17 protein-coding genes are annotated in these 12385 nt (G+C 70.8%); 11 read left to right on the top strand and 6 right to left on the bottom strand.

Translation table 11 applies throughout. The annotated features are described in order from the left end of the window. The first annotated feature begins 39 nt into the window (after positions 1-39). The 5 genes from ACQEVU_RS50040 (at position 40) to pheA (ending at position 3270) form a co-directional block, all read left to right on the top strand. Complete coding sequence (locus tag ACQEVU_RS50040; protein ID WP_433337420.1) at positions 40-741, top strand: nuclease-related domain-containing protein; 702 nt, start codon at positions 40-42, stop codon at positions 739-741. Between the two features lie 97 nt (positions 742-838). Beyond that, positions 839-1294 (top strand): hypothetical protein, encoded by a 456-nt coding sequence (locus ACQEVU_RS50035; protein ID WP_433337418.1) that lies wholly within the window; start codon positions 839-841, stop codon positions 1292-1294. A gap of 78 nt (positions 1295-1372) precedes the next feature. Then, a complete protein-coding gene (locus ACQEVU_RS50030; RefSeq protein ID WP_433337416.1) occupies positions 1373-1765 on the top strand; it encodes an ACT domain-containing protein in 393 nt (130 codons plus the stop codon). A gap of 36 nt (positions 1766-1801) precedes the next feature. Beyond that, positions 1802-2311, top strand: coding sequence for a hypothetical protein (locus tag ACQEVU_RS50025; protein WP_433337414.1), 510 nt, complete (start codon positions 1802-1804; stop codon positions 2309-2311). 14 nt (positions 2312-2325) lie between these two features. Then, on the top strand, positions 2326-3270 hold the full coding sequence (gene pheA / locus ACQEVU_RS50020) for a prephenate dehydratase (protein ID WP_433337412.1): 945 nt from the start codon (positions 2326-2328) through the stop codon (positions 3268-3270). A 13-nt stretch (positions 3271-3283) separates the two neighbouring features. Here the strand turns inward: pheA and ACQEVU_RS50015 are convergent, their stop codons facing one another. The 4 genes from ACQEVU_RS50015 to ACQEVU_RS50000 form a co-directional block, all read right to left on the bottom strand. Further along, positions 3284-3997, bottom strand: a complete 714-nt coding sequence (locus tag ACQEVU_RS50015; RefSeq protein WP_433337410.1) for an AIM24 family protein — start codon at positions 3995-3997, stop codon at positions 3284-3286. A 75-nt stretch (positions 3998-4072) separates the two neighbouring features. After that, positions 4073-4801, bottom strand: coding sequence for an AIM24 family protein (locus ACQEVU_RS50010; protein ID WP_433337408.1), 729 nt, complete (start codon positions 4799-4801; stop codon positions 4073-4075). 57 nt (positions 4802-4858) lie between these two features. Continuing rightward, entirely contained in the window at positions 4859-5212 is a 354-nt protein-coding gene (locus ACQEVU_RS50005; protein ID WP_433337406.1) for a metallopeptidase family protein, read from the bottom strand. A gap of 226 nt (positions 5213-5438) precedes the next feature. Then, a complete protein-coding gene (locus ACQEVU_RS50000; RefSeq protein ID WP_433337404.1) occupies positions 5439-5864 on the bottom strand; it encodes an OsmC family protein in 426 nt (141 codons plus the stop codon). 66 nt (positions 5865-5930) lie between these two features. Here ACQEVU_RS50000 and ACQEVU_RS49995 point away from each other — a divergent pair, with 66 nt between their 5' ends. The 4 genes from ACQEVU_RS49995 (at position 5931) to ACQEVU_RS49980 (ending at position 8662) form a co-directional block, all read left to right on the top strand. Beyond that, positions 5931-6320, top strand: a complete 390-nt coding sequence (locus ACQEVU_RS49995) for a hypothetical protein (RefSeq protein WP_433337402.1) — start codon at positions 5931-5933, stop codon at positions 6318-6320. A 26-nt stretch (positions 6321-6346) separates the two neighbouring features. Beyond that, positions 6347-6958 (top strand): hypothetical protein, encoded by a 612-nt coding sequence (locus tag ACQEVU_RS49990; protein ID WP_433337400.1) that lies wholly within the window; start codon positions 6347-6349, stop codon positions 6956-6958. Between the two features lie 88 nt (positions 6959-7046). Further along, positions 7047-7865 carry an HAD family hydrolase gene (locus tag ACQEVU_RS49985; protein WP_433337398.1) on the top strand — a complete coding sequence of 273 codons (819 nt, stop codon included), beginning with the start codon at positions 7047-7049 and terminating at the stop codon, positions 7863-7865. Next, positions 7862-8662 (top strand): HAD family hydrolase, encoded by an 801-nt coding sequence (locus ACQEVU_RS49980; protein WP_433337396.1) that lies wholly within the window; start codon positions 7862-7864, stop codon positions 8660-8662. The genes ACQEVU_RS49985 and ACQEVU_RS49980 overlap by 4 nt, the downstream gene beginning before the upstream one ends. 562 nt (positions 8663-9224) lie before the next feature. On the opposite strand, the gene ACQEVU_RS49975 is transcribed toward ACQEVU_RS49980, so the two are convergent. Continuing rightward, positions 9225-9764 carry a bacterial proteasome activator family protein gene (locus tag ACQEVU_RS49975; RefSeq protein ID WP_433337394.1) on the bottom strand — a complete coding sequence of 180 codons (540 nt, stop codon included), beginning with the start codon at positions 9762-9764 and terminating at the stop codon, positions 9225-9227. Positions 9765-9859: 95 nt separating this feature from the next. Between ACQEVU_RS49975 and ACQEVU_RS49970 the strand changes: the two genes are divergently transcribed. Next, positions 9860-10678, top strand: coding sequence for an alpha/beta hydrolase family protein (locus ACQEVU_RS49970; protein ID WP_433337392.1), 819 nt, complete (start codon positions 9860-9862; stop codon positions 10676-10678). A gap of 109 nt (positions 10679-10787) precedes the next feature. After that, positions 10788-11996: an ABC transporter substrate-binding protein gene (locus ACQEVU_RS49965; protein WP_433337390.1), complete on the top strand. Its 1209-nt coding sequence runs from the start codon at positions 10788-10790 to the stop codon at positions 11994-11996. Here ACQEVU_RS49965 and ACQEVU_RS49960 read toward each other — a convergent pair. Further along, complete coding sequence (locus ACQEVU_RS49960; RefSeq protein ID WP_433337388.1) at positions 11993-12385, bottom strand: hypothetical protein; 393 nt, start codon at positions 12383-12385, stop codon at positions 11993-11995. The two genes, ACQEVU_RS49965 and ACQEVU_RS49960, sit on opposite strands and share 4 nt — an antisense overlap.

Below are 12385 nucleotides of genomic sequence, written 5' to 3'. Positions count from 1 at the left end.
ACACACGCAACCGAAGCGGCGACATCGGAGGTGTGCGACATGACCGACGTCCTGTACCGCGGTCAAGATTCGCAGCCCGAAGGGTTCGAAGAGCGCGTCATCGTTGACGCGGGCCGGCCGACCCCCATCGACTGGGTTCGCAACCGGAGGGCCGAGCGCGAAACGCGCCGGGAGGAAGCGGCGCACAGCCGCCTCTACCGTCGCATCGGCCACCTCATCGGGCACCTGGGCGAGGAGTGGCACGTCCTGGACCTGCGGGAGCTGGGCGGCGCCGAGCGCACCGCGTTCCTGGCGGTCGGGCCGGGCGGGGTGTTCGCCGTGACGGTCAAGGACCACGGCCGCAGCCGCGTCTCCTTCGCGGGCGACATCGTGCAGATCGACGGCAAGCGCCCGCGATACGTCGAGGAGGCCCGCCGCGAGGCCAAGGCCGCCTCCGAGGCGCTGTCGCGCAGCGCGGGCGTGTCGATCCCCGTGATGCCCGTCCTCGCGTTCGCCGGTAGCGGAAAGATCAGTTTTTACGGCGTGCCCAAAGGCTGCCTGGTCACCGCCTACGGCGAGCTGCCCAGGATCCTCAACGCCCGCGGGCAGCGGCTCGCCGTGGAGACCGTGGACAAGGTGTTTGCCCTGGCCACGCACCCCGGGACGTGGTTTCCGCCGGACTACGGCGACCTTGCCGAGGACTACCGCTGGTACCGCGACGGCGAGCAGGTGGGAACTGACAAGCGGGGTCACTCGGAGTAGCCTCTTCGAGGTGGCCGGAAGCGTTGCGACGATGATTCACGATCGGGCTGTCTCGCCGGGTGTTCGCAATTGCACGACCGGTGCCTGAGGAGGCGCTGTGCCGCAGCACGTCGAGTTCTCGATCTCCGACCCGCATCAACCGCCGGTTCCCACCCGGACCGTGGATCCGGCCGAGTCGTCGCTGGAGCGCTGGGGCGCGACCGTTGACGGCGCCGCCGAGCCCTGCCTGGTGATCGACTCGGACGTGGTCGTGGTCGCGATGTCCGCCTCGTTCGAGGCGATGCTCGGCCTGGCCGAGTCGCCGATCAACCGGTCGCTGCTGGACGGCGACGGCGTGCTGCGGCTGCTCGACTTCGGCGACGGCAATGCGCTCGAGCAGATCGAGGTCGCGCGGATGCCGTCGCTGCTGGCGCTCACCTCCGGGCGGCTGGCCCGCGGCCTCATCCGCATCCGGTGCGCCAACGGGCCGGGGACGTTCGACGCGATCGCCACGCCGCTCACCGAAGAGGGCAAGGTCGTTGGGTCGCTGACCTTCTTCTCGGCCATCCAATAGCGGCAAACTTCGTCAATACGGAGTTACTGTCGTCACGCACGCCGCCACTGTGTGCGTTTGCCCCGTACGCTCCTTGTCATGCTTGACCTTGCGCTCCTGCCGGGCGACTACGCGATATGCCGCCTGTCGGCCGGATCGCCCGTGCCCAACGGCCTGCTCGAGGCCGCCACGGCCGGTGCGGAGGTCATCTCGGTGACCTGGACGCCGGAGGAGGTCTCGATCCTCTGCCCGGCCGGCCGCGTCCCCGAGGGCGCCACCGTCGAGACCCCGTGGCGGTGCCTGCGGGTCGTCGGACCGGTCCAGCTCGCATTGACGGGCATCCTTGCCTCGATCGTCTCGCCGCTCGCTGAAGCGCGGGTGAACATCTTCGCCTTCTCGACCTTCGACACCGACTATCTGCTGGTCCCGGCCGTGCGGCTGGGCGAGGCGCTGGCCGCCCTGGCCGCCGCCGGGCATCGCGTCGCCACCTGACTTCCGGGCGCGATCCGCCACTCCTACGATGGGCGGATGCGAACCGCGGCGACCGTGCTGGCGATCGTCGGCCTTGGATGTCTCCTGAGCGCCTGCCGGCATTCGTCCGACTCGGCACCGCCCGTGCCGGCGCCCAGCCTCCTGAGCCAGGAGCCGCTGTTTCCGGTCGCACCGCCGACGACCGCCGAGGCCCCGCGGACCCAGGCACCGTCGCCCTCGCGCAGCGCTTCGCCGAGCCCGGCCGGGTTCTCCGACCAGTACGTCACCTACTGCAACGGCAAGCCCAGCGGCGAGCAGGTGATCGCCGCGGTCCGGCTGACCCGTGGCAACCTGCCGGCCGGCAGCGGCGTGAGCGTGCAGAAGCAGCCGGTGTGCTCGGGCGTGTGGCAGTACACCGTGCTCAGCGTCGCCGACAGCGAGCCCCTGCGGGTGATCACGAAGGGCAGCCCGACGGCGCTGACCGTCGTCACCGCGGGCACCGACCCGTGCACCGCCGACGTGCGGCTCAACGCACCCCCCGCGTTCCTCGCCGCCGTCGACTGCTGACTACGCTGGGTGTCATGCCTGGTGTGCCGCCGACGCGGTTCGTGTACCTGGGTCCGGAGGGCACCTTCTCCGAGCAGGCGCTCAAGACCATCCCGGCCGCCGACCGCGGCGAGCTGACCCCGGCGCGCAGCGTGCCCGAGGCGCTCGACGCCCTGCGCGGCGGCGACGCCGACGCGGCGCTCGTGCCGCTGGAGAACTCGATCGGCGGCCAGGTCGGCGTGACCCTTGACGAGCTCGCCAACGGCGAACCGCTGGTCATCACCCGCGAGGTGGTCCTGCCGGTGCAGTTCGTCCTCGCCGCCCGCGAGGACCGGCGGCTGGACTCGGTGCGCTCGGTCGCCGCCCACCCGCAGGCCGGCGCCCAGTGCCGCAAGTGGCTGCGCGACCACGTGCCGGGCGCGACCGTCGTCGACGTGCTGTCCAACGCGACCGCGGCGATCGGCGCCGCCGAGGGCGAGTTCGACGCGGCGATCTGCGCGGAGATCGGCGCCGCGCGATACCGCCTGCACGTGCTGGCCAAGGACATCGCCGACAACCCGGACGCGATGACCCGCTTCGCGCTCGTGGCCCGGCCCGGCCCGCCGCCCCCGCCGACCGGCGACGACCTCACCACGCTCGCCGTCTACATCTCGCACGACCGCGTCGGGGCGCTGCTCGCCGTGCTCACCGAGCTGTCGGTCCGCGGCGTCAACCTGACCCGCATCGAGTCGCGCCCGACCGGCGAGCGCCTGGGGCGGTACGTCTTCTTCCTGGACTGCGGCGGGCACGTCGCGGACCGGCAGATGGGCGAGGCGCTGCAGGGCCTGCGGCGCATCTGCGCCGACGTGCGCTTCCTCGGCTCCTACCCGCGCGCGGCACAGGGCGACCCGCCGCCGCGCCCGGCGCCGGGCCTGGCCGACGTGGACTTCGCCGACGCGGCAGCCTGGCTGGCCAGGCTCCGCGCCGGGGAAACGTCGTAGTAGCTGCGGCCTTTCAGCCGCTCAGCACGCTGCCGAGCAGGCCGCCGCCGCTGCTCTGCTGGGCCGGGGCCGGCTTGCCCTCGCTCGGCTGCACGATGACGAAGCCCTGACCCTGCAGCGCCAGCTGGAACAGCTCGCCCGAGCCGCCGCGCAGCATCGACTTGAGGCTCTGGTTCTTCTGGATGCTGGTCTGCAGGCTGCTCGACCAGCCCACGACGGCGTCGGTGTCGACGCAGACCGGCGCCTGCGGGCTCACCGGGATCACGATGGGCGCGCCCTCGGAGACGATGGCGAGCCGGCCCTGGCCGGTGAAGACGCAGTTGAACAGGCCGCCGCCGAACATGCCGGCGCCGCGGACCATCTGGATGTCGTACCGCAGCGTCGGATCGAAGCAGAGCACGTTGCGCCCGTTGATGGACAGCGCGTCGTTCGGCTCGATGTCCAGGATGTGGCAGTCGGCGGCGCCGGCGGCGAACCAGACCTCGCCCTGGCCGCGGACGCTCATGAGGGACACGCCCTCGCCCGTGACCGCGCGCTTCAGGAAGTTGCCGACACCCTGGCTCTTGACCTCGAAGCCGAGGTTGCCGCGGAACGCGACCATCACGCCCTGGCGGGCCAGAACCTCGCCGTTGACGGCGTACTTGACGCACTTGGAGTGCTGCAGGCTCATGCCTGCCTGGGTCGGGGGCTGGGCCATATTCTCGGCCTTGAAAATGTCACCTCGCACGACCAGGAGCGTAGCGAACGTGAACGGGCCCGCCACCAGCGCGTGGAGGGCCCGTTACCTACTCGCTATCGACGTTCAGTCGCCCAGGATGCCGCCGAGCACGCCCTGCTGCTGGTTGCCGCGGCCGCCGGCGAGGCCGTGCGGGATCTCCTCGGACGGCTGGACCACGACGAAGCCCTGACCGGCGAAGCTCATCGTGAAGGCTTCGCCCGTCGAGCGGCCCAGCAGCGTGCCGAGGCCGATCTGGTCGGCGCGGTGGTAGCCGGTCTGCAGGCTCGCCGACCAGCAGATCGCCGCCTGCGGGTCGACATAGGTCGGCTGGTCGACGGTCAGCACCACCGGGGTGCCCTTCGTCGTGATGGCCAGCCGGCCGTGGCCGGAGAAGACGCAGTTGAACATGCCGGCCGAGGACAGCATGCCCATGCCTTGGACCATTTTGATGTCGTACTGCAGGGTCGAGTCGAAGGCGAGCACGTTCGAGCCGTTGATCGAGATCGCGTCGCCCGGCTCGAGGTCGATGAGGTGCACGTCGGAGGCGCGGTCGGCGAAGAACACGTCGCCACGGCCGCTGACCTTCATCAGCGGCACGCCCTCGCCGGTCAGCTTCGACTTGAGCCACTTGCTGACGCCGCCCGAGCCGAGCGCCTTGAACTGGACCTGTCCCTGGTACGCGACCATGGTCCCGGTGCGGGCCATGATCTCGCCGTTGAGCTCGGCCTTGAGCAGCTTGGAGTTCTGCAGCCGCAGGCCGGGCTGCTGCGACTCCTTCTCCATGTTTTCGGCGGCGAACAGCGCACTGCGCATGGATAGTCCCCTTCAGAAATGCCAACCGTACAGTGACACTAGACGGTCGACGCAACCTCAGTCCCAGCCGAGCTCGTGCAGCCTGGCGTCGGAGATGCCGAAGTGGTGGGCGATCTCGTGGACCACCGTGATCGCGACCTCGTCCACGACGTCGTCCTCATCGTCACAGATGGCGAGGATCGGTTTGCGGTATATCGAGATCCGGTCGGGCAGCACTCCGGAGTAGTCCCAGCCCCGCTCGGTCAGCGCGTGCCCCTCGTAGAGGCCCAGCAGCTCGGGGTCCTCCGGCGGCGCGTCGTCGACCACCAGGATGACCACGTTGTCCATGAGGTCGAGCAGCTCCTCGGGCACCTCGTCGAGGGCCTCGCCGACCAGCTCCTCGAACCGCTCCTTGCTCATGCTTACGGGCATGCGAAGAGGGTCCCCGAAATCGGGAACCCTCTCAAGAACGTTTGGTGCAGAGGAGCTGGCCGCTAGCGCCTGTTTCATGACTGAGGCGGGGCTGCGGCCGGCCCAGATTCCGCCTGGCGGCGTCCCGCGAAAGCCGGGTTACAACACCGGTAGCCAGGCTTCCGCGGGCCACCGCCAGACGAAATCTGGACTCGGCCTCGCTCCCACCCCAGTCATGAAACAGGCGCTAGACGAGCTGAGCGTCGAGCGTGATCTCGACGGCGGCGAGGGCCTTGGAGATCGGGCAGCCCGCCTTGGCCTCCAGCGCGAACTTCTCGAACTCCGCGGCGTCGATGCCGGGGACGTCGCCGCGCGTGGTCAGGTCGATGCGGGTGATGGCGAAGCCGCCCTCGACCTGGCCGAGGTGCACGGCCGCGGACGTCTCGACCGACGTGGGCGTGTGCCCGGCCTTGGCGAGGCCGTTGGACAGCGCCATCGAGTAGCAGGCGGCGTGCGCGGCGGCCACGAGCTCCTCGGGGTTGGTGCCGTCGCCGCTCTCGAAGCGGGACGGGAACGAGTACTTGCCCTGGAACGTGCCCGAGCCGGTGGCGACGGTGCCGGAGCCGGAGCGGAGGTCGCCCTCCCAGCGGGCCGATGAAACGCGAGTTGGCATGAACCAGACGCTAGCCCATTCCGTGTCCCGGGTGGGACGAGCTCGCGCAAACGGAGGAGAGCAACGGTGTTGTCGCGCAAACTGGTGCGAATCGGGGGCTGGCTGGCGTTGTTTGGGCTGCTCAGCGGTACCGCATCCATATTCGTGCCGTGGCAGCGCCTCCAGGGCGTCACCGTGCTCAACATCCGCCTCGGCCTGTGGTACGTCATGCTGCTGTTCGCCCTGTTCGCGGTGCTCGGCACCGCCGCGATGGGCGTCAACCAGGGCCGCAGGTTCGCCGGCGTGGCCGGGCCGATCCTGTCGGTCGTCACCGCCTTCGTCGCAGTGGGGCTTATCACCACCGTCGAGGGCCCGGCCGGCGCCGGCGGCTGGCTCGGGCTCGCGTCGCTGCCGCCGCTCGGCTTCGCGTGCGGGCTGATCGCGATCGGAAGGGCACATCGCGGGACATCCGGCTGACAGGCTTCGGCTCTACCATGCGCCGTATGTCTGAGCTGGAACTCGCGCCGCCGGAGATCGCGCCGGAGCAGCCGCGCCCGAAGGTCATCGCGATCACCCTGGCAGCGATCGGGTTCGGGCTGGCCCTGGCCGCGCAGTACCTGCCGTGGGCCAGCCTCAACCTCGACGCGGCCGGCCGGCTGACCGACGGCGAGGACGCGGGGGCGGCCGCCAAGACGGTCGACATGCCGGTCGCCTACTTCAACGTCGCGCACATGACCGTCTACCTGCTCACGCTCGGCTTCGGCCTGGCCGCGCTGGCCATGGTGCTGTTCGCGCCCGCCGCGGTGCGCCGGGCCGCCACGGGCGCCGGCATCGGGCTGTTCGCCGGCAACCTCATCGCGCTCGTCGGCCTCAAGGGCGTCATCGACCACGTCGGCAGCACCAGCCTCGCGGCGTTGAACCTCGACTCGGACATGGTGAAGAGCGGGTCGGGGTACTACCTGGCCTACGCCGCCGTGCTCGTGCTGGCCGCGGCCCTGGTGCTCGCCGCCTGGTCGCCGTCGGCCGTGGTGCGGATGCGCCGCCGCACTGAGGAGCCCGAGGGTGGTGAGCCGCTTGAGCTCACCGTGACCCCTGTACCGCCGCCGTTCCAGTAAACGTTCGGTCGAGTTTTACTCGCAGCCTGTCACCGGTGCGGATCCCGGAGGTACGGTTGCTGCCCCGCTGATGCGGAAGGAGCAGCACATGCGTGGTTCAGGCCTACCGAAGTTGATCGCGACGGATCTCGACGGGACCCTCGTGCGCAGCGACGAGACGGTTTCGGAGTACACCCGCGATGTCCTCGATCGCGTGCGCGCGGCCGGCATCCATGTGGTCGGCGCGACCGGCCGGGGCCCCCGGCTGACCGCGCTCGTGCGCCACGACATCCCGGCCGCCGAATTCCTGGTCATGGGCGGCGGCAGCCGGGTCGTCGACGTGCGCGAGCCGGAGCACCCGGTCGTCCTGCGCGACGAGCGGCTCGACGGCGCCGTCCTGGCCGACGTGCTGGCCCGCCTGGAGCGCGAGCTCGGCACGCTGTCCGTGCTCATCGAGGCCGGAGACCACCACGAAGCCCCGCTGTGGGGCGACACCGACCCCAACTGGCGCTACGACGCCGTCGAGGCCCGCGTGCGCGCCGAGTGCCTGACCGGCCCGGTCATCAAGGGCTTCGCCCGGCACCCGTTCCAGGATGTCGACGCCGTGCTGGCCGTCGCCCAGCGCCTGATCCCGCCGCACCTGGCCACGGTGACGCAGGCCGGCCTGGGGTACATCGAGATCTGCCCGCCCGGCGTCGACAAGGCCACCGGCCTGATGGTCGTCGCCACGGCGCTGGGCATCGACCCCGGCGACGTCCTGGTCTTCGGCGACATGCCCAACGACATCCCGATGTTCCGCTGGGCCGGGTTCTCGCGCGTCGCCGTCGCCAACGCCCACCCCCAGCTGCGCGCGCTGGCCGACGAGACGACGCTCACCAACGACGAGGACGGCGTCGCGACATACCTGGAAGCTATGTTGAGGCTGTGAAACTGATCGCGACGGATCTCGACGGCACCCTGATCCGTCAGGACCGCACCGTGAGCCCCCGAACGGTCGCGGTCTTCCGCCGCCTGGAGCAGTCCGGCGTCTTCATCGTCCTTGTCACCGGGCGCCCGATCCGCTGGATCTATCCGGTGTACGAGCAGCTGGGCGTGCGCGCCCTGACCATCTGCGCCAACGGCGCGTCCACCTACGACCCCGCCACCGACACGGTGGTCCACAGCGCCCCGCTGGAGCGCGAGGCGCTGGCCGAGGCCGTGTCCCGCCTGCGGGCCGAGGTGCCGGGCGTGGTCTTCGCGGTGGAGCAGGACGGCGGCCGCCAGATGCGCCACGAGCCCCACTTTCCCGTCGGCCCGTGGGAGGTCGACCACCACACCGTGGCCCCCGCGTCGCTGGCGGAGATCCTGACCCGCCCGGCGGCGAAGCTCCTGGTCCGCGCGGGCGCCCAGCCCCCGGACGAGTTCACGGCCCGCGTCGGCGCCTGCCTGTCGGGCCTCGCGGAGGCCACGAACTCCTCGTCGAGCGGCATGGTGGAGGTCTCGGCCTTCGGCGTGACGAAGGCTTCGGCCCTGGCCCGGGTGGCCCGCACGCATGCGGTGGCGCAGGCGGACGTGATCGCATTCGGCGACATGCCGAACGACCTGCCGATGCTGACCTGGGCGGGCCGCGGCGTGGCGATGGCGAACGCGCATCCGGCGGTGCGCGCCGCGGCGAACGACACCACGGACTCGACGAACGAGGAAGACGGCGTGGCCTTGTACCTTGAGCGGGTCTACAACTACTGAGGTCGACCTTTTTCCGGATAAATCCGGCCGCTGGCGCGTCCAGATTTATCCGACTTATACCTTATTTCGGGCTGCGGCCTCGATCGTCGCTCTACTCCCAAAGCGCTGGTTCCTCCAGTCCGGACTCAAACCGCGCGACGCCACCAAGTGGCACCAGCTCGACGACCTCGACGCCGTGCTCGGTAGAGGCACCGGAGCCGACCTTTAGCCCCGACGATCGTGCTGCGGCACGGCGGCGGGGCCCAGGCGCAGGCGAGGTTTTCTCCCGGCTCATGCCAATGTCCGATTCATCCGGCGATCGGCCGCCGGCTGATGGTGGCGACGAGGCCGGGCGGCGGGGTCGGCGTCGAGCTGGTCCGCGATGGCCTGGACCGCGCCCGCGGCCGCAACCAGGTCGGCATCAGCCGGCGGCAAGCATGATCCCGCAGCGCCGCGCGGGCGATCAGAGCGCGGATTAATCGCCTGACAGGGTATAAATCCGACAAGTCGTGGCACGGAGTGCCCGACTTGTCGGGAAAACAGGAGGGCCGCACCGCCGAAGCGATGCGGCCCACGGTCGCGCTTACAGGTACTGCCCCGTGCCCGACGACGGCGGATGACCCGGCTGGCCCGGCAGGCCCCCCGGGCCGCCGGTCAGCGCCGGCCGCCCCCGCATCTGCTCGAGCTGAACCCGCGCCGCCATCTGCTGCGCCACCAGCGCGGCCTGGATGCCGTGGAAGAGGCCCTCCAGCCAGCCGACCAGCTGGGCCTGCGCGATGCGCAGCTCGGCCTCGCTCGGGGTCGAGCCCTCCTCGAACGGCAACGAGAGCCGCTCCAGCTCGTCACGCAGCTCCGGCGCCAGGCCGTCCTCGAGCTCGGTGATCGAACGACGGTGAATCTCCTTGAGCCGCTGCCGGCCGGCCTCGTCCAGCGGGGCGGCGCGGACCTCCTCGAGGAGCTGCTTGATCATGCTGCCGATGCGCATGACCTTCGCGGGCTGCTCGATGAGCTTGCTCGGGTCTTCCGCGTTCTCGTCCTCGCCCGTGGACATCGTGCCGAGCGGGCGGCCGTCCGGGCCGACGACCAGCACGGTGCGCGACTCGTCCTGCGCCTCTTCTGCCATGGCTCCTAGTCTGTCCTACGGCCCTCGCGACTGCCCACCAAGGGGTGCCGAACCGGGCCCTGTTGCCACGCTTCGTAACGCGATAACGTCTCCCGGTGACCAGCAATGCCCGGGACGTGTTGAACCGGCCGGCCCCGCCGCCGGACTTCACGCTGCGCTACGGAGAGCACCCGGACCATGTGGCCGACGTGCGGCTGCCCGGGGTACCGAAGGCGCCCCTGGTGCTGTTCGTGCACGGAGGGTTCTGGCGTCACGAGTGGGACCGCGCCCATGCCGGGCCGCTGTCCGCCGATCTCGCGGCCCGCGGCTACGCCGTCGCGACGATCGAGTTCCGGCGGACCGGGCAGGCCGGCGGCGGGTGGCCGGGCACGTTCTCCGACGTGGCCGCGGCGGCGGTGGCCGTACCGGATCTGCTGGCAAAGGAGATTGCGCACCGGGGACTCCTGCCCGTGTCGGTCGACCGGCCGATCCTGTCCGGCCATTCGGCGGGCGGGCACCTCGCGCTCTGGTACGCCGCCATCGCCCCCGACGCCGTCGGCGGCGTGGTCGCGCTCGCGCCCGTGGCCGACCTGAAGAAGGCGTACGAGCTCAACCTCGACGACGGCGCCGTCGGCGATCTGCTGGGCGGGGCGCCCGACGTGGTCCCCGGCGCGTACGACTCCGCCGACCCGATGCGGAACCTGCCCTCGGGCGTGCGCACCGTGATCGTCCACGGCGCCGAGGACGACATCGTGCCCGTGGAGTTGTCGCGCGACTACTGCCGGTCGGCCCGCCGGGCCGGCGACGACACCACGCTGGTGGAGCTGGCCGGGGTGGAGCACTTCGCCGTCATCGATCCGTTGTCGGTCGCGTGGCCGGCCGTCCTCGCCGCCTTCGGGACGGTGACCAGGGGCGAGGCCGTCGACGGCGATTGACTCCCCGCCGCGATGGCGGTAGAACCCACCCTGGGCTGTAGGCTCGTGCCTCGCGAGAGGCCCACCAAGCAAGCCGCGCCCCGTTCGGGGTACCGGGGAGGAAGAGCACGTGTCCAACCTCAACCGCCGCCAGGCGCTCCGGCTGTTCACGGCCGCGGGCGTGGCGGGCATGACCGCGCCGATCCTGTCCGCCTGCAGCACTGGCTCGGACGACTCCACCGACTCGACGAGCGTGCCGAGCGGCCCGCCCGTGAAGATCGGCATGATCGTGCCGCAGACGGGCGCCTTCAAGGACCTCGGCAACGAGCTCGACAACGGCTTCAGCCTCTACCTGCAGGCGCACGGCAACAAGCTCGGCGGGCGCCAGGTCACGCTGGTGAAGGTCGACGAGGGCGAGACCGGCGACACCGGCAAGGCGGCCGCCGAGAAGCTCATCAAGGAAGAGAAGGTCCTCGCGCTCACCGGCGTTGTCAACCCGCAGTCGATGCTGGCGATGAAGGAGACCGTCGAGGCGGGGCAGATCCCGCTCGTCGGGTCGAACGCCTCGCCGAGCACGCTGCAGGGCGCGAAGTACATCTGGCGCACCTCCTTCGTCTCGACCGAGCCGGCCCAGGCGATCGGGCCCTGGGTGGCCGCGAACGGCGGCGGCGCCATCGCCGTCATCGGGCAGGCCGGGCCCAACGGCGACGAGGACGACGTGCGGATGTTCGTGGAGACCCTCCGCGGCGCCGGCGGGAACATCGCCGGGACGGCCCGCACCACGCCGTACGGCAGCAGGGACTTCGCCGCGATCCTGGGCCAGGTCAAGAACTCCGGCGCGAACGCGCTGTACGCCAGCTACGGCGGCGCCACCGCGGTCGAGTTCGTCAAGCAGTTCCGCAACGCAAAGTTCCCGAGCACCTTCAAGCTCTTCGCGCCGGGCAGCCTCACGGAGGGCTACCTGCTCAAGCAGCTCGGCGACTCGGCCAAGGACATCTACACCTCGCTGAACTACTCGCCCGACCTCGACAACGCCTCCAACCGCCGGTTCGTCGCCGAGTACCAGAAGGCGTTCGGGTCGATTCCCTCGACGTACGCGATGGCCTCCTACGACGCCGCCGCCGTGCTCGACAAGGCGATCACCGACGCCACGAAGAGCCTGGACTCGTTCTCGCTCAACGCCGCGATCGGCCGCCTCGGCCAGATCGACAGCCCGCGCGGCGGCTGGCAGTTCTCGCAGAACCGGGCGCCGCTGCAGCGGTGGTACCTGCGCCAGGTCCGCGCCGACGGCGCCGTGCTCTCCAACGTGCTCACGGCGGAGCTGACCACGCTGGGTTAGGCGGCGCCGCGGCGCTTGAGCGTCGCCACCGCCGAGCCGGCCAGCGTCAGCAGGCACTCCGGCAGCTTGCCGTCGACGAGCGCCACGGTGAACAGCGCCGTGGCGCTCGGCGCGTCCTCGTTCGCGTACGCACTCACGAACCGGGCCACCCACCGCTGGTCGTAGTCGGCCTCGTCGATGTCCGGGAAGTCCAGCCGCCACGGCCCCCGGATCAGGTTGTCGCCCACCATCTCGCCGGCCAGGCGCCACGCGACGTCGTAGGCGGCGCTCATGCCGCGCCGGTCCACCACCGAGTCGAACGTGTGCACCACGGCGTCCTCGTCGCCCGCGAGCGCCGACTCAAGGACCTGGGCGGCGTCCTGATACGTCTCGTCTCCCGGGTCATCCAC

Source organism: Dactylosporangium sp. CA-139066 (genome assembly GCF_050936175.1).
Lineage (GTDB): Bacteria > Actinomycetota > Actinomycetes > Mycobacteriales > Micromonosporaceae > Dactylosporangium.
Note: the sequence above shows the minus strand (reverse complement) of the source record. Positions and strands in the feature narration are given on the sequence as shown.

Coding starts and splice junctions, on each gene's coding strand:
- ACQEVU_RS50000 (WP_433337404.1), bottom strand. CDS start 5,864: ATGCCAACTCGCGTTTCATCGGCCCGCTGGGAGGGCGACCTCCGCTCC.
- ACQEVU_RS50030 (WP_433337416.1), top strand. CDS start 1,373: ATGCTTGACCTTGCGCTCCTGCCGGGCGACTACGCGATATGCCGCCTG.
- ACQEVU_RS50025 (WP_433337414.1), top strand. CDS start 1,802: ATGCGAACCGCGGCGACCGTGCTGGCGATCGTCGGCCTTGGATGTCTC.
- ACQEVU_RS50005 (WP_433337406.1), bottom strand. CDS start 5,212: ATGCCCGTAAGCATGAGCAAGGAGCGGTTCGAGGAGCTGGTCGGCGAG.
- ACQEVU_RS49975 (WP_433337394.1), bottom strand. CDS start 9,764: ATGGCAGAAGAGGCGCAGGACGAGTCGCGCACCGTGCTGGTCGTCGGC.
- pheA (WP_433337412.1), top strand. CDS start 2,326: ATGCCTGGTGTGCCGCCGACGCGGTTCGTGTACCTGGGTCCGGAGGGC.
- ACQEVU_RS49985 (WP_433337398.1), top strand. CDS start 7,047: ATGCGTGGTTCAGGCCTACCGAAGTTGATCGCGACGGATCTCGACGGG.
- ACQEVU_RS50010 (WP_433337408.1), bottom strand. CDS start 4,801: ATGCGCAGTGCGCTGTTCGCCGCCGAAAACATGGAGAAGGAGTCGCAG.
- ACQEVU_RS49990 (WP_433337400.1), top strand. CDS start 6,347: ATGTCTGAGCTGGAACTCGCGCCGCCGGAGATCGCGCCGGAGCAGCCG.
- ACQEVU_RS50040 (WP_433337420.1), top strand. CDS start 40: ATGACCGACGTCCTGTACCGCGGTCAAGATTCGCAGCCCGAAGGGTTC.